Here is an 18,069-nt window from a genome sequence, read left to right as displayed (position 1 = left end):
TCACTTCTCCAGCACTGCCGCAGTGATCCGGTGCAGCGCGAAGGTGTGGAGCATCTCCGTCCGCTCGTCCTCGGCACGCAGGTAGCCGGCGCCGAGGGAGACCGGGCGGACCAGCCGGGACGCGGTCGCCCCGTGCGCGTCGACGTAGCCGACCCAGACCAGCGCCTTGTCGCGGATCGCCTGTTGCAGCACGGCCAGGGCGTCGGCGTGACTGTGTGCGGGGGCCGGACCGGTCGAGGCTGCGGATCCGCGTACCGCTGCGGGAGCCCGCCGGGCCGCCCGGGCCGTGGCATCGCCCCGGCGGATCTGCTCGACCACCCCGAGCAGGCGGGGCAGCGGCAGGCGCGCGGTGGTGAGCGGGTCGATCGCCCGGGTCGCCACCGACACCCGCGCGGCGGCCCGTCGGGCCCTGGCCCGGGTCAGTACGGCCGTGCCGGTGGCGTCCTCGGCGACCGGCGCGTAGCCGGCCTCCCGCAGCACCGCCAACATGCGGCCGCTCTGGTACGGGGTGACGAGCACCGTCGGCGCGAGTCGACGCAGCGTCAACTCCTCGACCCGCCGGTCGGCAAGCAACTCGGTCAGCAACGCCTCGTCGTCGCTGCGCAGGTACGCCCCGGCCGAACCGACCCGCAGCCCACCGTGCCGGCGGGCCACGTCGTCGACCAGGTACGTCAACCCCTGCGGGATCGGGGTGCGGGAGCGGCGACGGAACAGCTCGTGCAGGTCGTCGGCCGAGTAGCCGGCGTCCAACGCCCGACGCACACTGCCCGAGGTCACCCGGTACACGCTGGCCCCACCGGCGGACTCGGGTTCGGCTATCGCGTCCAGTTCGGCGGCGAGCGCCGGCTCCGCCGGCCCGGGAACCACCACGGTCAGGTCCGCCTGCACCAGGAAGTGATCCACCGGGGCGGGCAGCAGGCCGTCCAGCACCCGTACCGCGGTGCCACCGGCGTCCTCGCTCTCGTTACGCAAGCCGAGCGGGTCGTCGCTGTCCCGCTCCTCGGCCGCGGTCGCCTCGGCCACCAGCAGCCGCCCGTACGAGGTGAGCGCCCCCAGCCCGGTCACGCCCAGCGTGGCCGCCTCGGCGAGCACCTCCCGGTGGGCGGCCTCCCGGCCCCGGCTGCGGCGCGGGGCCCGCCAGTCGAGCAGCGCCAGCACCTCGTCGACGGTGGGTGCGGCGGCCGGTTCCAGGTCGGCGAGCACGCCGAGTACCGCCCGTCGGGCGGCCGGCGCACCGGCCCGTTCCGCCTCGGCGGAGAACACCGTGATCGGCCGGTCCCGGTCGTCGCGCTGGCCGATGAGCCCCACCTGGCGGGTCATGGTCAGCCAGGCGCGGGCCAACTGCTCCCAGCGTTGGGCCAGCGAACCGGCCCGCCACAACTCGTATCCGGCGGTGGGCAGCACCTGCTGGTCCGCGCCGTACCGGCCGGCGCTTGCGGACAGTTCCATCTCGCCGGCCAGACCGGCCGCGTACGCCACCTCCAGCAGCAGCGCCGCCGTCGGTTCGTCAAGCCCGGTGACGCGGGCCAGTCGCCGCAGATCACGGACGCCGATGCCGCCGGAACGCAGCACCGGCGCCGGTTCGGCGGCCAACTGCTCCAGCAGCGCCTCGGTGTGGCGTACCACCTCCATGGTCTGCCCGGCCCCGGCGGAGTCGACGGCCTTCGGTTCGCGTGGCGTGCTGGCCACCGGCGGCGGGCCGGCGCTCAGCGGTCCCAGCGGGCCGGTGTCGCGGCGCAGCAGCAACCCGATCTCCCGGGGCAGCTCGACCATGCCGCTGGTGCCGCCCTTACCGCCGGCGACCCGCACCAGCAGTCGGTGGTCGACCAGCCAGCGCACCGGAGAACCGGTGGGTGCCCCACCGTTTGTCTCGTCGGGAGGCAGATCGTCGTCGCTGCCGGTCGCCGGGGCCTGCAACGCGCCGGGCGGCACGCTGCCGACCGGTGGCCCGGCCGCCAGTCGGTCCAGGATCGCCCGCGCCGACGGCGGTGCGGCAAGCAGGGTCCGGCGCAGCTTCGCCGGGTCCGCGCAGAGTGCGGCCGTGCGTGCGTCCAGCTCCGCCGCCGGTCGGCCGAGCCCCGCCGGGTACGGGGAGATCTCGTCGATGCCGCCGACGAGCTGCAACTGATGGTCGGGGCCGTACACCAGGAAACGCGCCCGCAGCCGGTCGATGGCGGCCCGGACGGAGGTGGGCGCGGGTGGGTGGGGGCCGGTGGTGGCCAGGGCGAGGACCCCGTCGACCGAGGTGGTGCCGTCGACCGGATCACGGGTCAACCGGGCGGCATCCATGATCTGGAGGGTGAACTGGTCCAGCCCGTCCAGGGCGCGCGACACCGAAACCCGTGACTGGGCCCGGATGGCCAGCGCGGCGACGTCGGCGGGGACCGGCACGACGAGGTCGGGCCGCAGTTGCAGCAGCGCGGCCAGGGACTCGTCGGGCAGCGACCGTAGGTGGTCGGCGAGTGAGGTGCTCATCGTCGTTCCACGCTAGCCCGGCCGGGCCGGGTTGCGCCCACCGGACGACCGGGCTGCCCTGGGGGCCGACCGGGTAGCTTTCCCAGAATGCCCCTTCTGACAGTCGGGTTCGACCTCGACATGACACTGGTCGACTCCCGTCCCGGCATCGCCGCGACCTATCGTGCGCTGACCGCACAGACCGGTGTTCCCGTCGACGCCGAGGCGGCGGTGTCCCGGCTCGGTCCGCCACTGCGCACCGAGATCGCCCGCTGGTTCCCGGCCGAGCAGGTCGACGAGGCGGTTCGCATCTTCCGGGAGCTCTACCCGGCGTACGCGATCACGCCGACGGTGCCGTTGCCCGGCGCCCGGACCGCCCTGGACGCGGTACGCGAGCGCGGCGGGCGGGTGGTCGTGGTCACCTCGAAGCTCGGTCGGCTGGCCAGGCTGCACCTGGACCATCTCGGGCTGGCCGTGGACGAGCTGGCCGGGGACCTGTTCGCCGAGGAGAAGGCGGCGGCGCTGCGCGAGCACGGTGCGACATACTATGTCGGCGATCACGTGGCGGACATGGTGGCCGCCAAGGCTGCGGCCGTGCCCGGAATCGCGGTCGCGACCGGCCCGTGTTCCGTCGATGAGCTGCGCGCGGCCGGCGCCGCGGCGGTGCTGCCCGATCTCACCGGATTCCCGGCGGCACTCGACGGCATGATCCGGCTAGCCTTGACGCAGTAGACGTCTCAAGCGAAGCAGGGGATTTCAGGTGCCTACGGGTCGAGTGAAGTGGTACGACGCGACCAAGGGATACGGGTTCGTCACCAGTGACGAGGGTGGCGACGTGTTCCTGCCAAAGGCCGCGCTACCGGCGGGTGTCACCGACCTGAAGGGCGGCCAGCGCATCGACTTCAGTGTGGTCGACAGCCGGCGCGGCACGCAGGCGATGGGTGTCAAGCTGCTGGAGGCCCCGCCGTCCGTGGCGGAGCTGCGCCGCCGTCCGGCCGAGGAGCTGCACGGCCTGGTCGAAGACATGATCAAGGTGCTGGAGGCGAAGGTCCAGCCGGACCTGCGCCGGGGTCGCTTCCCGGATCGCAAGACGGCCCAGAAGATCGCTCAGCTGGTCCACGCGGTCGCCCGCGAGCTGGAGGTCTGAGGCACGAGCCCGGCGTCGGCGGCCCGGCCGAGCAGCGCCTCGACGGCAGCGAACCCGGCGGATCCCAGGTCGGCGGTGAACTCGTTGACGTAGAGGCCGATGTGCCGGTCCACCACGTCGGGCTCCATCTCCTGGGCGTGCTCCAGCACGTACGCCCGACTGGCCGCCGGATCGGCCCAGGCCTGCCGGACCGACTCCCGGATCCATCCGGCGGCCTGCTGCGGGTCGACCACCCCGCGTCGGGCCAGGATGGCCCCGAGCGGGATCGGCAGGCCGGTGTCGCCTTCCCACCACTCGCCCAGGTCGACAAGCGCGGTCAGCCCGTGGCGCGGGTAGGTGAAGCGGGCTTCGTGGATCACCAGCCCGGCGTCGTACCGCCCAGCGGCGACGCCGGGCATGATCTCGTGGAACGGCACCACCTCGATGCGCCGGGGGGTTCTTCCGGCCGACCAGAGCCGGAAGAGCAGGTACGCCGTGGTCCGGTCGCCGGGCACCGCCACTGTGGCGTCGCGCAGATCGGTGCGGTCCGGCCCGCCGTCGCGATCCGCCCGGGTCAGCACCAGCGGCCCACAGCCACGCCCCAGCGCACCGCCGCAGGGCAGCAGGTGGTAGTCGTCCAGCAGCCACGGCAGCGCCGCGTAACTCACCTTCACCAGGTCGAACGCGCCGCGCTCGGCGGCCGTGTTGGTCACGTCCACGTCGGCGTACGTCACCTCGACCGCCGGCGCCCCGGGCACCTGCCCGTGCACCAGCGCATGGAAGACGAACGTGTCGTTGGGGCAGGGCGAGATCGCCATCGAGAGCGCCACGTCCCCACCGTATCCCCGCCTGGTCGGACGACGTCGAGTGGCAGGCGGGCCGCGCCTGCCCGGTCACATCCCACAGCCGGCTGTCCACTTGTCCACAGGGTTGTCCACAGGTGGACGGGTGGGGCGAGTGGCCTGGTGGCAGCGGACCAGGCCCAGCTGATCGACCGGTCAGCGTAGGGCGAGGGTGGCGGCGGTGGTCAGGGCGGCGAGGGCGTCGCCCAGTCGCCAGGCGTCGCGGTCGCGCGGGCCGATCGGGTTCGAGATGGTACGCAGTTCGACGAAGGCAATGCCGGCATGACGGGCCGCGACGGCCACGCCGTACCCCTCCATGGCCTCGGCCACCGCGTCCGGGTGCCGTCGGCGTAGCGCCTCGGTGCTGGCCGCGGTGCCGGTCACGGTGTTGACGGTAAGCACCGGGCCCACGGTGGCCGACGGCAACGCCGTACGCAGGGTGGTCAGCAGTTCCGCGTCGGCGGACACGGCCGGGCCGCAGCCGAGAAGCTCGGCCGGCATGCCCAACTCGTCGATGGGGATGAAGCCGTCGGGTGACTCCGCGCCCAGGTCGGCGGCGACGGATCGGCTGCCGAGCACCGTGTCGCCGACCGCCACCCGGTCGGCGAAGCCGCCGGCCACGCCCGCGCTGACCACCCCACGGTACGGTCGGCCGGCAGCCTCGGCGAAGGCGAGCAGTCGGGCCGTCGCCGCACCGGCGACGGCCGGTCCCACGCCGACCGGGACCACCACGACTGTCGAACCGTCGAGGCCGGCCTGGATCGCCTCGGCCTCGGCGGGTACCGCGGTGACCACGAGCAGATCGGTCACGACACCGACCCTGGCGAGCTGCGCCGCGGCTCGTCCTCACCGCTGCCGGACCCGGTCACCGTCGAGGAGGGCCGGTAGATGTGGAAGCCCGGCGGCGCCAGATCCGGCTCCGGCGGGGTCGAACCGCCCTGGACGGGAGCGGGGGAGGTGGGCGCGTTGTCCTCGGCGTTCTCGGCTGCCTTCCGGTCCCGGTCGGCCTGCTCCTTGGCGGCCCGGGCGTCGGCGTCCCGCTCCGTCTCCGTCAGTTCCTCGTCGGTCAGCGGCCGGCCACAGAGCCGCTCGGCGCGCAACCGGTGCGCCATCAGCAGCCCTCGCGCGGCGGCCAGCACCCCGACCCCGGCGGCGACGGCGATGCCGATCCGACCATGGAAAGGTACGAGTCCCAGCCCGCCGCCGGCCACGAAGGCGAGCATCAACACCGTCTCGGAGTGGGCGAAGGAACTGGCCCGGAGCCGTTCCGGGATGCGTTCCTGGATCGAGGCGTCCACGGCGAGCTTCGCGATGCCGCTCATCATCGCGGCGACCACGCAGAGCAGGGTGACCATCAGCAGGGAGAAGTACAACGTGGCGAAGACGGCCACCCCGGCCACGATGATCATGCCGCTGGACTGGAGCGCGGTCGGCCGGTGGATGCGTAGTCGGGTGCCGAGCGCGGTGGCCAGGAAGGTGCCGACGGCCAGTGCCCCGCCGACCAGGCCCAGCGCACCCTTGTCACCCAGGTCGCGGCCGAACAACACAGTGGTCAGGTCGCCGGCCTTGATGGTGAAGGCCAGGAAGAGCAGCAGGAAGCCGTAGAGCGCGCGTAGTGTCGCCGCCCCGATCAGGTTCGAGATCACCAGGCGGCCGGCGGGACGTCCCCGTCCCAGCGGGCGGTCGCCGGTGGCTCGTCGCAGCGCCCGCAACGGTCGGGGCACCCGCTCGGGTGGTTCGGAGTCGGCCCTGGGCGGCAGCCGCAGGGCGATCACCATGCCGACCAGGAAGATGACCGAGGCGACCCGTAACGGCCACTGCGCCCCGAACCAGAACGCGGCCAGGCCGATCGGCGCGACCAGGGCACCGGCGACCGTGCCGTACACGCTGGCTCGGGCACCGACCTGGGACAGGCCGAGCCCTTCGGGCAGGAGCCGGGGAACCGCCGCGGAGCGGGCCACCCCGTACGCCCGGGACAGCGCGAGCACCCCGAAGGCCGCCGGATAGAGCCCGAAGCCGTGGATGTAATCGGAGATCATCCAGGCCAGGAACGCCCGGCCGAGCATCGTCGTGGCCAGGGCGTACCGCCGGCCGTGCCGGAAGTGGTCGAGCAGTGGCCCGACCACCGGGGCGAGCATGGCGAACGGCACCATGGTCACCAGCAGGTAGAGGGCGACCTTGCTGCGGGCCTCGCCGAGCGGAACGTTGAAGAAGATCGTGCCGGCCAGGCCGATGGCGATCAGGGTGTCCCCGGCGCAGGAGACCGCATGCAGATCGAACAGGCGGACCATGCCGGTCTCGCCGCCGGCACCCCGGGCCCGGGCGCGGGCGGCGCTGCGCGTCACCCAGCGGCCACCGTTGACCGACCCGCGGAACAGCAGCCGAATGGCACGGATGCCGGTGCCGACGGTCCGCCCCAGGAGGGACCGCTCGGAGTGGGAGGACAGCGGCATGGCACCCATCCTGACCTATCGTCTGGCCGGATGCCGCACCACCGTCGGAGAACACCTCTGGGGAGTGCCTCACGGTCGGCCCCACCCATGGGGAACAATGGTTGGGTGACCAGGCCTGTCTCCGCCCGCGCCGCTCGTCTCGACCAGGTCTGCGCCGCCGCCGTCGAGGTGGCGCGTGCCGGCATCACCGAGGTGGACGCCACCGAAGTCGGTGAACATCTCCAGGCTGTCGCCGAGGGCGATCGGCTCGTCACCCACTACTTCGAATGCCTGCTTGCCGGCTATCGCGGCTGGCGGTGGGCGGTCACGGTGACCCGGGTGCCGCGCAGCCGTACCGTGACGATCTGCGAGACCGTGCTGCTGCCCGGGCCGGACGCGCTGCTCGCGCCCGGCTGGCTGCCGTGGCAGGAGCGGCTCAAGCCCGGTGATCTCGGTCCGGGTGATCTGCTGCCCACGCCCGCCGACGACGATCGGCTCGCGCCCGGCTACCTGCTCTCCGACGACCCGGCGGTGGAGGAGACCGCCTGGGAGTTGGGCCTGGGCCGGGCCCGGGTGTTGTCGCGGGAGGGACGGGCCGAGGCGGCCCAGCGCTGGTACGACGGCGACCACGGCCCGTCGGCGCCGATCTCCACCTCCGCCCCGGCCGCCGCGCGGTGCGGCACCTGCGGTTTCTACCTGCCGCTCGCCGGGCAGTTGCGGCAGTGCTTCGGTGTCTGCGGCAACTTCTACGCCCCGGACGACGGCCGGGTGGTCAGCACCGACCACGGCTGCGGTGCGCACTCGGAGACGCTTGTCGAGGCCGAGACGGCGGTGGAGGAGGTGCCCGCCGTCTACGACGACAGCGCGGTGGAGCCGATGTCGGTATCCCGGGCACCGGGGTCGGTCGAGTCGGGTGAGCCTGCGGAGCCGTACGGCCACTCCTGATCAACCACGCTCGGTCGTCCGGCCGGGATGGTGGCGGTCAGTTGGCGGCGCGGCGGCGGCGTCGGTGGGCGTCGTGCCGCATCATCACGGCCAGACCGGGGAAGCCCCACAGAAAGCCGGCAAGGCAGATCCAGAGCCAGTCCTCGTTCCCGCTCGCGGCCAGCCGGTCCCGGAAGAGGAGCAGCACCACCCCGGCCACCGCCCACGCGACAATGCCGGCCAGCGCGAACGGCACCATCGGCGGATCGAGTGGTTCAGGACGCGGCTGCTGCTTCGGCACCTGCTCAGAGTACGCGACAGAACTTCCGGGACCGCCTGCCATCTGGGACGATGCGCGCGACGACCTGATCATTCGCTGTGAGGTTCCTGATGTCAGTAGCGCCGCTCGACAACACACCGCCCGACCCCAGTCGGCCGGTCAGCCGCTTCGACCGGTACTTCGAGGTCACCGCGCGTGGCTCGACGATGACCCGCGAGCTACGGGGTGGTCTGGCCACCTTCTTCACGATGGCGTACATCGTGGTGCTCAACCCGCTCATCCTCGGCGGTGCCGTCGACGGTGACGGCAAGGCCCTCGCGATTCCGGCGATCGCCGCGGCCACCGCGCTGGTCGCCGGTCTGATGACCATCCTGATGGGCGTGGTCGGCCGGTTCCCGCTGGCCGTCGCCGCCGGCCTCGGCGTCAACGCCCTGGTGGCGTACGAGATCGCGCCGCAGATGACCTGGGCCGATGCCATGGGCCTGGTGGTGATCGAGGGTGTGATCATCGCGGTGCTGGTGCTGACCGGCCTGCGTACCGCCGTGTTCCGCTCGGTGCCGACCCAGATGAAGACGGCCATCGGCGTCGGCATCGGCCTGTTCCTGACCATCATCGGTCTGGTCGACGCCGGTTTCGTCCGCCGCATCCCGGACGCGGCGAACAGCACCGTGCCGCTCGGTCTGGGCATCGGTGGCAAGCTCGCCAGCTGGCCGACGCTCGTCTTCGTGCTGGGTCTGCTGCTGACCCTGGTGCTTGTGGTACGCCGGGTCAAGGGCGCGATCCTGATCGGCATCTTCAGTTCCACCGCGCTGGCCATGGTGGTGGAGGCGCTCGGCAACGTCGGCCCGTCCTTCGTCAACGGCGTGCCGAACCCGAAGGGCTGGTCGCTGAACGTCCCGACCCTGCCCAGCAACCCCGTCGACCTGCCGGATCTGTCGCTGCTCGGTCAGTTCAACGTGCTCGGCTCCTGGGGGCGGGCCGGCTGGCTGGTCGTGTTGATGTTCATCTTCACCCTGCTGGTCACCGACTTCTTCGACACCATGGGCACGATGGTCGCGGTCGGGCAGGAAGGGAGCATGCTCGACGAGCAGGGCACCCCGCCGCGTACGAAGGAGATCCTGCTTGTCGACTCGATCGGCGCGGCGGCCGGCGGCGCGGCAAGCGTCTCCAGCAACACCGCGTACATCGAAAGTGCCGCAGGTGTCGCGGAGGGTGCCCGGACCGGCGTGGCGAACCTGGTCACCGGCGCGCTGTTCCTGCTGGCCATGTTCCTGGCCCCGCTGGTGGTGGTCGTGCCGTTCGAGGCGGCGTCCGTCGCGCTTGTGGTGGTCGGCTTCCTGATGATGACCGCGGTACGGACCATCGACTGGTCCGACTACGAGATCGCCATCCCGGCGTTCCTCACCATCGTGTTGATGCCGTTCACCTACTCGATCTCCAACGGCATCGGTGCCGGCCTGATCACCTACGTGGTGATCAAGCTGGCCAAGGGCAAGGCCCGCGAGGTCCACCCGTTGCTGTACGCAGTGGCGGCACTGTTCGTGGTGTACTTCCTGCGCGGTCCCATCGAGGCGCTGGTGTTCTGACGTTCTTCCGAACCCGGGCCAGGTGTGATCCGCTCATACCTGGCCCGAGTCGGGTGAGAGTGGTCATATTCGCTGCGGTCCGGCAAGCTCATTAGTTAGGCTAACTATCGTGACGGAGCGGACGGTGACGGCGCAGAGCATGCCACCGGCGCAGCTGGCCCATCAGCTGCGTGATGCGATCACCCGGCTCAACCGGCGGGTCCGCCAGGCCCGGCCGGTAGGTGACCTGACGGTCACCCAGTTGTCCGCGCTCACCAGCATCCGGCTGGGTGGAGCGCTCACGCCGCGGGAACTCGCCGACGTCGAACGGGTGCAGCCACCGACGATGACCAAGATCGTCGCGAAGCTGGAGGAGCGCGGCCTCGTGCAGCGCACCCCCCACCCGACCGACGGCCGGCAGGTGATCCTCGCGGTGACCGCGGGGGGCCAGGCCGTGCTCGACCAGTTCGAGCGGGTCCGAGATGAATGGCTGGCCCGCCGGCTGACCGAGCTGAGCGATGCCGACCGGGAGACTCTGCAACACGCCGCAGAGATTCTCCAGCAGATCTCCCGCGCCTGACGCCGCACACCCGAGTGTGCTTCGCGCCGCGCCGTCCGTTGTCGACGACGCGTACCACCGCGAGGAGGCGCACCGAGAGTGCAGGCACGGTTGAGCACGATGTTCCAGTCCTTACAGGTCCGCAACTACCGGCTTTTCGCATCCGGGCAACTGGTCAAACTGATCGGCGTCTGGATGATGTTCATCGCCCAGGACTGGCTGGTCCTCGAGCTTTCCGACGACTCGGCCACCGCGCTCGGTGTGGTGGTCGCGCTTCAGTTCACCCCCGTACTGCTGCTCACGCTGATCTCCGGCCGGCTCGCCGACCGGTACGACAAGCGGATGCTCCTCTTCGTCGCCAACGCCTTCTGGACGGTGCTGTCGCTGGCGATGAGCGTGCTTGTCATCACCGGCCTGGTCCAGCTCTGGCACGTCTTCGTCTTCGCTGCCCTGCTCGGTGTGGCCAACGCGGTGGAGACCCCGGTCCGGCAGGCGTTCGTCTCCGAACTGGTCGGCACCCGGCTGCTGCCCAACGCGCTCTCGCTCAACGCGGCCGTCTTCAACTCCGCCCGGATAGTCGGACCGGCCGTCGCCGGCCTGGCCATCGCGGCGTTCGACGTCGGGCCGGTCTTCATGGTCACCGCGCTCAGCTCGATCGCACCCCTGGTCACGGTGATCCAGATGCGGTCGTCCGAGCTGTACCGCCCTCCGCTGCCCCCGCGTGAGGAACGGGCCGCCGCGACCGTGATGGACGGGCTGCGTTACGTGGGCCGACGCCCCGACCTGCTGCTGCCGATGGTGGTGATGTCGGTGATCGGGATGGCGCTGTTCAACTTCCAGCTCACCCTGGCAGCACTGGCGAAGACCGTGTTCAACACCGGCGCGGCCTCGTTCGGCCTGTTCAGCACCACCCTTGCGGTCGGTGCGCTGGCCGGTGCGCTGGCCGGTACGGGGCGACGTAGTCGCCCGTCCGTCTGGTTGGTGCTCGGTGCCGCGATCGCCTGTGCCGTCTTCGGCACCCTCGTCGGGCTCGCGCCGACCTACTGGACGGTCGTGGCGCTGCTGCCGCCGACCGGCTTCTTCATGGTCTACTTCGCCCAGGCTGCCAACCAGCGGGTCCAGCTCGGCACCGACGCCGCGTTCCGGGGCCGGGTGATGGCGCTGTGGGTGCTGGTGTTCCTGGGCACCAATCCGATCGGTGCGCCGCTTGTGGGTTGGGTCGCGGAGACCTTCGGTGCCGGTGTCAGCATCTGGGCCGGCGGCCTGCTCTCCCTCGCCACCGCCCTGCTCGCGCTGGCCTGGCAGCTCCGCCGCGACGGTGCCCGGGTGCGGTTCCGGGTCCTGCCGATGCCCCGCTTCTACGTCACCGAGGCCTGAACGGGGGCACCACGGTCGAGGCGGCCGGCTCGCGCCGGGACGGTCAGATACTGAAAATCAGCAACGTGACGCTCCGCGACAGCATAACTTCGTTGGGTGGAGTTCCTGCGCTTGCTGCTGCTGTCCCTGGCGCTGGCCGCCGTGGTCTGCGTACCGGCGCTTATCGCACTCGTGGTCTGTGCCGACGAGGTCCTCGACCGTGTCACCTGCCGATTCGCCGAATGGCGGGAACGGGGACGGGAACGGCGCCTGATCACCCGGCTGAATCAGGCGGTGGCCGTCGAGGATCTCGCCGACCCTGACGTTCTCGGCGCCCTCGACCGGCCCGACCGGCGACCGTTGGAGCAACTCGCGGCGGACCTGCGCTGCCTGCGTCGGGACCGGGTCGGTGGTGCGGCCGTGGTGTGGCACAGCAGCGTCCTCGACGCGTACGACGACCGGCTCCGGTTGGCGTGCCGGGCGCTGGGCATCCCCGAACACCTGGCCGAGTTGACCGGCATCGACCAGCAGATCGAACGGGTCCGGATCGAGGGCGAACTGGATGCCGCCGGCCTGCGCCTGCCGGCCACCCGGCCCGGCCAACACCAGCGCCACTCCTGAACAGGTGCGGGCGGATGCTCAACTCCTGAACGGGTGCGGGTTGGATGCTCAACTCCTGAACGGCTGCGGCTGGCTGCTCACGTCGGCTGGTGTGCGCCGAGGCCGCTGCGGCCGGTCATCGCGTTCTCGTCCCAGCTGACATCCTGCGTCGGTGCGACTCTTCATCGCGGTATATCCGCCCGCCGAAGCGATCGGGCACCTGTTCAGCGAGGTCGCCGCGTTGCGGCTCAACGCGGCGGCAGCCGCCGGAACGAACGTACGGCTGGCCGACCCTGGTAAGGCCCACCTCACGCTCGCCTTTCTCGGCGAGGTCGATCCCACCCGGTTGACCGCCGTGCAGCAGGCCCTACGGCTCGCCATGGCGACGGCTCGCGGCGGCCCGCCGCCCCTGCTGCGGCTGGGTGGCGGTGGTCGATTCGGGCGGGGCCGCAGCACCGTACTCTGGGTCGACGTGCACGGCGACGTCGATCGCCTGGCGACGCTGGCCGGGAACGTTCGGAGCGAACTGGCCGCGATCGGGGTGCCAAGCGACGACAAGCCGTTCCGCCCGCACCTGACCATCGCCCGCCCCGGCGACCGGATGCCACCCGACGACGTCGAAGCCGACCTGGCCGTACTCGACAACTACCTCGGCCCACCCTGGCCCGCTACCGAACTGGTACTGGTCCACACCCACCCCGGCCCCCCACCCACCCACCACCCCCTGACCACCCACCCCCTCTAAACCCCACCCTGCCCCGCCCCCGCCCCGTCCCCACAACCCCCACCCACCCCACCCTGCGCCCCGCGCCACACCCCACGCCCACACCCCACGCCGATCTTGCACTTCTGGTCGCATAGATGCCCCAGATTGCCGTCTTTGTCGCGACAAGAAGTGCAAGATCGAGCAAAGAGGGTCGGGGCGGCGTGGCGCGTAGGGCGGGCGCGCGGGGGCAGGGTAGGGCGCGCGGAGGGCAGGGTGGGGCGCGTGCGGGCAGGGCAGGGCAGGGCAGGGCAGGCGCGGGCAGGGTGGGGGGCGGTGCGGGGCAGGGTGTGGCGGGAAGGGCCCGGGGGGGTTAGGAGGATTCGCGGGCGGCGGGGCCGGTGCCGAAGAGGACGTCGTCCCAGCTGGGCAGGCGCTTGCGGGGCTTGCTGCCGGGCTCGGTGGAGTCGGCTGCGGCTGCGGCCGGCGTGTTGGTGCGGCGAGGGCGCAGCACCGCCAGCGACGGCACGGCCGGCACCTCCTTCGGCGCGTCCGCGTCGTCGTCGAAGGCCGAGCCCTGACCACCGCCGAGCAACGCCGCAGCGCCACCGGAGACGGCCCGCTGCCGGGGCGAATCCGGCGGTCCGGCAAGCGCGGCCGGAGTACGCGGCTCGAGACCGCGACCCGACGTCGAGCCGAGCGGCCGATCGAGCGAGGCGAGCAGGGCGTCCCGGCCGGCCCGGATCGGGTCACGGCCGGTACGGCCCGACTCGGCCGGCGTCGGCAGCCCGTGGCCACCCCGACTCGGCTCGCCGCGCGAAGGACCGGGCAGCGCGTGGCCACCCCGCTCCGGCGCCGGCTCCTGGCCGAGGATCGGCGTGGGGCGTTCGGCGCAGAGGTACTGCGCCATGTCGTCGTGCGGCGTCACCGACTGACGGGTCTTGTCCAGATTCCAGACCGCCTGCGCGGTGGCCTTGCCGGACGGCCAGGTGGCGACGATCCGCCAGGTGCCGTCGTCGCGACGCCACGCGTCCCAGGAGATCTTCTCGGTGTCGATGCCGTGCTGGGCGAGCCGTCCGTTGACCACCTCGGCCAGCGGGGTCGGCTTCTCGGCACCCTTGAGTCGGGTACGCCGAGCGTGCTGGGCGAGCATCGCCCGCTCCTGAAGCACGGGGCCGGCGTAACGGAGCACCCGGTCGACCGGAACGCCCGCGATGCGGGCGACGTCCTCAGCGGACTCGCCGGAACGGATCCGGGCCTGAATGTCCCGAGGGGACAGCGACGGCACCGGGTCGGCGGTGGTCGGTGCCACCGCGAGCGTCGGTGCACCCGGCTCGGCGTGCAGCACTCCGGCGACGCGCTCGTCGATGGGCAGGGCGAGCAGGCGCCCGACCTCGTCGGCGAGCACCAGGGCCTGGCCGTCCTCGGAGAGGGCGACGAAGCGTACTGGGCGCATCGCGTTGCCTCCGTCCCGCTTCGCTGGCCGTACGCCACGAGCCGGCCACCCGGGGCGTTGAGGACCACGGTACGCCCATCCGGGTCCAGGTGGGAGACGCCACGCCCGGGCAACTCGTGCTGAGCAGCCTTCTTCGGTGCTGGTGAGAGCTGTGTGGCCGGTCAATCGCCGACCGCCGACCGCAACGGTACGACAGCGCACGGCACTGCCGCAGCGCGGCCGGTCCGCTCAGCGTAATGGGCCCGGCGACCACACGGGGTGGTCGACCGGGCCCATTGTCTCAACGTCGGGTCAGAGCCGCTCGACCACGTAGTCGATGGACGCGGTCAGCGCCTCCACGTCGGCCGGCTCGACGGCCGGGAAGAGCGCGATGCGCAGCTGGTTGCGGCCCAGCTTGCGGTACGGCTCGGTGTCCACGATGCCGTTGGCACGCAGCGCCTTGGCGATCGCGGTGGCGTCCACCCCGTCAGCGAAGTCGATGGTGGCGACCACGTTGGAGCGCAGCGCCGGGTCGGCGACGAACGGGGTGGCGACGGCGGAGCGCTCGGCCCAGCCGTACACGATGCCGGCGCTCTCGGCCGTGCGCTTGGCCGCCCAGGCCAGCCCACCCTGGGAGTTCATCCAGTCGGTCTGCTCGGCGGCCAGGAAGATGGTGGCCAGCGCCGGGGTGTTGTAGGTCTGCTCCAGCCGCGAGTTGTCGATCGCGGTGACCAGGTCCAGGAAGGCGGGGATGTACCGGCCGGAGGCCTTGACCTCGGCGGCCCGCTCCAGCGCGGCCGGCGACATCAGGGCCAGCCACAGGCCACCGTCGGAGCCGAAGCACTTCTGCGGCGCGAAGTAGTAGACGTCGGTCTCGCCGACGTTGACCTCCAGGCCGCCGGCGCCGGAGGTGGCGTCGACAAGCAGCAGCGAGTCCGGGTCGGCACCGGCCACCCGGTTGATCGGCACCGCGACACCGGTCGAGGTCTCGTTGTGCGGGGTGGCGTACACGTCCACGCCGGCCTCGGCGACCAGGGTCGGCGCGCTGCCCGCGTCCGACTTGCGGATCGTGGGCTCACCGAGGAACGGGGCGTCCTTGACGGCCTTGGCGAACTTCGCGCCGAACTCGCCGAAGTTGGCGAACTGTGCCCGGTCGCGGATCAGGCCGAAGGTCGCCACCTCCCAGAACGCGGTGGTGCCCCCGTTGCCGATGATCACCTCGTAGCCCTCGGGCAGGGAGAAGAACTCGGCGATGCCGGAGCGCAGCCGGGCCACCTGGTCGCGGACGGTCTTCTGCCGGTGCGAGGTGCCCAGGTAGCTGGTGGCCACCTCGGCGAGCGCGGAGACCGCCGCCGGACGGACCTTGGACGGCCCGCAGCCGAATCGGCCGTCGGCGGGCTTGATCTCGTCGGGAATCCGGATGGTCGGAGCGTCAGCCACGGTTTTCAAGATCCTTCCGCATGGGTCGGGGCCCGGTTGAGCAGGTGGGAGTGGACCGATCGGCGTGCGCGTGTGGGTGCGTGATCGCACCCTCCGGCGGCACTGCCGCCTTCATCCTCGCACCCGCTGGTACCCCTCCGGGCGCTCGTCTCACCCCGAACCGTGAGTCGTCCGCCACAGCCCGTGGCCTGGCCCACATCGGTGTCGGCCACGGGCGTACGCCGACGATCCGCCCGCCCACGACCCGGCCGGCCGCTGCGGCGCCACAAGCCGGGAACGGGGTGTTAAGAAGGGGCCCCTCCTCTACCGGAAACGTTAAGAAGGGGCCCTTCCTTACACCTCAGACGCCGTGGGGGACGGCGTCCCAGCCGTCGACCTCGTGCGGCTTGCGCGGGCCCGGCCCGACGTAGCGGGCGGAGGGGCGGACCAGACGCTGGAGCTTCTTCTGCTCCAGGATGTGCGCGCTCCAACCGCCCATCCGGGCGCAGGTGAACATGGAGGTGAACATGTGCGCCGGTACCTCGGCGAAGTCGAGGACGACCGCGGACCAGAACTCGACGTTCGTGGCGAGCACCCGGTCCGGTCGGCGGGCCTGCAACTCGGTGAGCGCCGCCTTCTCCAGCGCCTCGGCAACCTCGAACCGGGGGGCACCCAACTCCTTGGCGGTGCGGCGCAGCACTCGGGCGCGCGGGTCCTCGGCCCGGTACACCCGGTGGCCGAAGCCCATCAGCCGCTCGCCCCGGTCGAGGACGCCCTTGACGTAGCTCTCGGCGTCACCGCTGCGCTCGACCGCCTCCAGCATGCTGAGCACCCGCGAGGGCGCGCCGCCGTGCAGCGGGCCGGAGAGCGCGCCGATGCCCGAGGAGATGCAGGCGGCGGCGTCCGCGCCGGTGGAGGCGACGATCCGGGCGGTGAAGGTGGAGGCGTTCAGGCCGTGCTCGGCGGCCGAGATGAAGTACGCGTCGACGGCCTTGACGTGCCGGGGGTCGGGCTCGCCACGCCACCGCTTCATGAAGCGCTCGACCACCGTCGAAGCCTTGTCGATCTCCTTCTGCGGCACCGCCGGCAGGCCGAGACCCCGGGCGGACTGGGCGACGAAGGACAGCGCGGTGACCGAGACCCGGGCGAGATCCTCGCGGGCCTGCTCGTCGGAGATGTCGAGCATCTGCTGCAGACCCCAGTACGGGGCGAGCATCGCCACGGCGGACTGCACGTCGACCCGGATGTCGCCGGAGTGCACCGGCACCGGGAACGGCTCGGCCGGCGGCAGGCCGGGCCCGAACCGGCCGTCGACAAGCAGGGCCCAGACGTTGCCGAAGGAGACCTGGCCGATCAGATCCTCGATGTCGACCCCGCGATAGCGCAGCGCACCGCCCTCACGGTCGGGTTCGGCGATCTCGGTTTCGAACGCTACGACGCCTTCGAGTCCGGGTTTGAAATCGGCCATCTCACTACTCCTGGTGTGTGGTCGGTGCGCCCGCCCTGGGCTCGATACCCGGCCCCGGCCGGGTGAGCGCCTTCGGCGACCCTCTCCGGATGTGTTCGTGACATCTTGCCTGCTGGTAACCGGGTGTGCGACCCACTGTCGATGTGCTGCACGCGACATCCCCGGATGAGCCGCCCGTCATCGGTTCGGCGAGACTTGACCGTACGGGCTGGTCGGGGGCGGATCCGCCGGACGGACAGGGGAGGACACGTGACGGGGGACACACCACCGCCATCGGGCATGCGCCACGAGTACACGGCCGGCTCCGGGCTGGTCGAAGCCGACCTGGCCGGCGACTGGTGCACCCAGTTCGATCGCTGGTTCGCCGAGGCGGTGGCCGCTGAGCTGCCGGAGCCGAACGCCATGGTGGTGGGCACCGCCGACGCCGCCGGTCGGCCGAGCGCCCGCACCGTGCTGCTGAAGGGGTACGACCACCAGGGCTTCGTCTTCTTCACCAACTACCGGTCCCGCAAGGGCGCCGAGGTGGCTGTCAACGCGTACGCCAGCCTGGTGTTTCCCTGGTTTCCGATACAGCGGCAGGTGATCGTGACCGGGTCGGTGGAGCGGATCGACCGGGCCACGACCGAGGAGTACTTCGCCAGCCGGCCGCGTGGCTCGCAGCTCGGCGCGTGGGCCAGCACCCAGTCGTCGGTGCTGCCGGACCGGGCCGCGCTCGACGACTCCTACCGGGCGGCGGCGCAGCGCTTCGCCGAGGTGGAGCCGATCCCCGCCCCGGAGCACTGGGGTGGCCTGCGGGTACGCCCCGACTCGGTGGAGTTCTGGCAGGGGCGGGCCAGCCGGCTGCACGACCGGCTGCGGTTCCGCCGTACCGACACCGGCTGGGTCGTGGAGCGGCTGGCCCCGTGA

Annotated in this window: 17 protein-coding genes; 9 read left to right on the top strand and 8 right to left on the bottom strand. The window is 71.8% G+C overall.

The window, feature by feature from the left end; translation table 11 throughout:
- A complete protein-coding gene (locus Vgi01_RS20410) occupies positions 1 to 2,475 on the bottom strand; it encodes a helicase-associated domain-containing protein (RefSeq protein ID WP_204292056.1) in 2,475 nt (824 codons plus the stop codon).
- Between the two features lie 87 nt (positions 2,476 to 2,562).
- Between Vgi01_RS20410 and Vgi01_RS20405 the strand changes: the two genes are divergently transcribed.
- Positions 2,563 to 3,186, top strand: a complete 624-nt coding sequence (locus tag Vgi01_RS20405; protein ID WP_102660487.1) for an HAD family hydrolase — start codon at positions 2,563 to 2,565, stop codon at positions 3,184 to 3,186.
- A 28-nt stretch (positions 3,187 to 3,214) separates the two neighbouring features.
- Positions 3,215 to 3,601 (top strand): cold-shock protein, encoded by a 387-nt coding sequence (locus Vgi01_RS20400; RefSeq protein ID WP_013731110.1) that lies wholly within the window; start codon positions 3,215 to 3,217, stop codon positions 3,599 to 3,601.
- On the opposite strand, the gene Vgi01_RS20395 is transcribed toward Vgi01_RS20400, so the two are convergent.
- The 3 genes from Vgi01_RS20395 to Vgi01_RS20385 all read right to left on the bottom strand — a co-directional run bounded on the left by Vgi01_RS20395 (position 3,562) and on the right by Vgi01_RS20385 (position 6,875).
- A complete protein-coding gene (locus Vgi01_RS20395; protein ID WP_204292055.1) occupies positions 3,562 to 4,410 on the bottom strand; it encodes a 1,4-dihydroxy-6-naphtoate synthase in 849 nt (282 codons plus the stop codon). The genes Vgi01_RS20400 and Vgi01_RS20395 overlap by 40 nt on opposite strands.
- A 168-nt stretch (positions 4,411 to 4,578) precedes the next feature.
- Positions 4,579 to 5,232: a futalosine hydrolase gene (locus Vgi01_RS20390; protein ID WP_102660489.1), complete on the bottom strand. Its 654-nt coding sequence runs from the start codon at positions 5,230 to 5,232 to the stop codon at positions 4,579 to 4,581.
- Positions 5,229 to 6,875 carry an MFS transporter gene (locus Vgi01_RS20385; RefSeq protein WP_204292054.1) on the bottom strand — a complete coding sequence of 549 codons (1,647 nt, stop codon included), beginning with the start codon at positions 6,873 to 6,875 and terminating at the stop codon, positions 5,229 to 5,231. The genes Vgi01_RS20390 and Vgi01_RS20385 overlap by 4 nt, the downstream gene beginning before the upstream one ends.
- A gap of 87 nt (positions 6,876 to 6,962) precedes the next feature.
- Between Vgi01_RS20385 and Vgi01_RS20380 the strand changes: the two genes are divergently transcribed.
- The gene (locus Vgi01_RS20380) at positions 6,963 to 7,799 is read left to right on the top strand and encodes a DUF3027 domain-containing protein (RefSeq protein ID WP_102660490.1); all 837 of its coding nucleotides are present in this window, start codon (positions 6,963 to 6,965) and stop codon (positions 7,797 to 7,799) included.
- A gap of 37 nt (positions 7,800 to 7,836) precedes the next feature.
- Here the strand turns inward: Vgi01_RS20380 and Vgi01_RS20375 are convergent, their stop codons facing one another.
- Positions 7,837 to 8,121: a DUF2530 domain-containing protein gene (locus Vgi01_RS20375; protein WP_102660491.1), complete on the bottom strand. Its 285-nt coding sequence runs from the start codon at positions 8,119 to 8,121 to the stop codon at positions 7,837 to 7,839.
- A gap of 47 nt (positions 8,122 to 8,168) precedes the next feature.
- Here Vgi01_RS20375 and Vgi01_RS20370 point away from each other — a divergent pair, with 47 nt between their 5' ends.
- The 5 genes from Vgi01_RS20370 (at position 8,169) to thpR (ending at position 12,883) form a co-directional block, all read left to right on the top strand.
- Entirely contained in the window at positions 8,169 to 9,644 is a 1,476-nt protein-coding gene (locus Vgi01_RS20370) for an NCS2 family permease (protein ID WP_102660492.1), read from the top strand.
- A 109-nt stretch (positions 9,645 to 9,753) separates the two neighbouring features.
- Complete coding sequence (locus tag Vgi01_RS20365) at positions 9,754 to 10,203, top strand: MarR family winged helix-turn-helix transcriptional regulator (protein WP_043719449.1); 450 nt, start codon at positions 9,754 to 9,756, stop codon at positions 10,201 to 10,203.
- Positions 10,204 to 10,281: 78 nt separating this feature from the next.
- Positions 10,282 to 11,559, top strand: a complete 1,278-nt coding sequence (locus tag Vgi01_RS20360; protein ID WP_204292053.1) for an MFS transporter — start codon at positions 10,282 to 10,284, stop codon at positions 11,557 to 11,559.
- A 96-nt stretch (positions 11,560 to 11,655) separates the two neighbouring features.
- Positions 11,656 to 12,159: a hypothetical protein gene (locus Vgi01_RS20355; protein WP_204292052.1), complete on the top strand. Its 504-nt coding sequence runs from the start codon at positions 11,656 to 11,658 to the stop codon at positions 12,157 to 12,159.
- Positions 12,160 to 12,310: 151 nt separating this feature from the next.
- Positions 12,311 to 12,883: an RNA 2',3'-cyclic phosphodiesterase gene (gene thpR, locus Vgi01_RS20350; protein ID WP_204292051.1), complete on the top strand. Its 573-nt coding sequence runs from the start codon at positions 12,311 to 12,313 to the stop codon at positions 12,881 to 12,883.
- Between the two features lie 331 nt (positions 12,884 to 13,214).
- Here thpR and sepH read toward each other — a convergent pair whose 3' ends face one another.
- The 3 genes from sepH to Vgi01_RS20335 all read right to left on the bottom strand — a co-directional run bounded on the left by sepH (position 13,215) and on the right by Vgi01_RS20335 (position 17,163).
- A complete protein-coding gene (gene sepH, locus Vgi01_RS20345; RefSeq protein WP_102660389.1) occupies positions 13,215 to 14,297 on the bottom strand; it encodes a septation protein SepH in 1,083 nt (360 codons plus the stop codon).
- Positions 14,298 to 14,588: 291 nt separating this feature from the next.
- Entirely contained in the window at positions 14,589 to 15,716 is a 1,128-nt protein-coding gene (gene serC / locus Vgi01_RS20340) for a phosphoserine transaminase (RefSeq protein WP_102660388.1), read from the bottom strand.
- A 340-nt stretch (positions 15,717 to 16,056) separates the two neighbouring features.
- The gene (locus Vgi01_RS20335) at positions 16,057 to 17,163 is read right to left on the bottom strand and encodes a citrate synthase 2 (protein WP_102660387.1); all 1,107 of its coding nucleotides are present in this window, start codon (positions 17,161 to 17,163) and stop codon (positions 16,057 to 16,059) included.
- Between the two features lie 279 nt (positions 17,164 to 17,442).
- Between Vgi01_RS20335 and pdxH the strand changes: the two genes are divergently transcribed.
- Positions 17,443 to 18,069 carry a pyridoxamine 5'-phosphate oxidase gene (gene pdxH, locus Vgi01_RS20330; RefSeq protein WP_102660386.1) on the top strand — a complete coding sequence of 209 codons (627 nt, stop codon included), beginning with the start codon at positions 17,443 to 17,445 and terminating at the stop codon, positions 18,067 to 18,069.

Origin of the sequence: Micromonospora gifhornensis, assembly GCF_016863515.1 — a bacterium.
In the GTDB taxonomy this organism is placed as follows: Bacteria; Actinomycetota; Actinomycetes; order Mycobacteriales; family Micromonosporaceae; genus Micromonospora; species Micromonospora gifhornensis.
The sequence above is the reverse complement of the archived record's forward strand: the minus strand, read 5'-3'. Positions and strand labels throughout refer to the sequence as shown.

Excerpts from the sequence above, each read along its gene's own strand:
- Vgi01_RS20335 (WP_102660387.1), bottom strand. The coding sequence starts at position 17,163 with ATGGCCGATTTCAAACCCGGACTCGAAGGCGTCGTAGCGTTCGAAACC.
- Vgi01_RS20375 (WP_102660491.1), bottom strand. The coding sequence starts at position 8,121 with ATGGCAGGCGGTCCCGGAAGTTCTGTCGCGTACTCTGAGCAGGTGCCG.
- Vgi01_RS20385 (WP_204292054.1), bottom strand. The coding sequence starts at position 6,875 with ATGCCGCTGTCCTCCCACTCCGAGCGGTCCCTCCTGGGGCGGACCGTC.
- Vgi01_RS20380 (WP_102660490.1), top strand. The coding sequence starts at position 6,963 with ATGGGGAACAATGGTTGGGTGACCAGGCCTGTCTCCGCCCGCGCCGCT.
- Vgi01_RS20370 (WP_102660492.1), top strand. The coding sequence starts at position 8,169 with ATGTCAGTAGCGCCGCTCGACAACACACCGCCCGACCCCAGTCGGCCG.
- pdxH (WP_102660386.1), top strand. The coding sequence starts at position 17,443 with ATGCGCCACGAGTACACGGCCGGCTCCGGGCTGGTCGAAGCCGACCTG.
- Vgi01_RS20405 (WP_102660487.1), top strand. The coding sequence starts at position 2,563 with ATGCCCCTTCTGACAGTCGGGTTCGACCTCGACATGACACTGGTCGAC.
- sepH (WP_102660389.1), bottom strand. The coding sequence starts at position 14,297 with ATGCGCCCAGTACGCTTCGTCGCCCTCTCCGAGGACGGCCAGGCCCTG.
- Vgi01_RS20410 (WP_204292056.1), bottom strand. The coding sequence starts at position 2,475 with ATGAGCACCTCACTCGCCGACCACCTACGGTCGCTGCCCGACGAGTCC.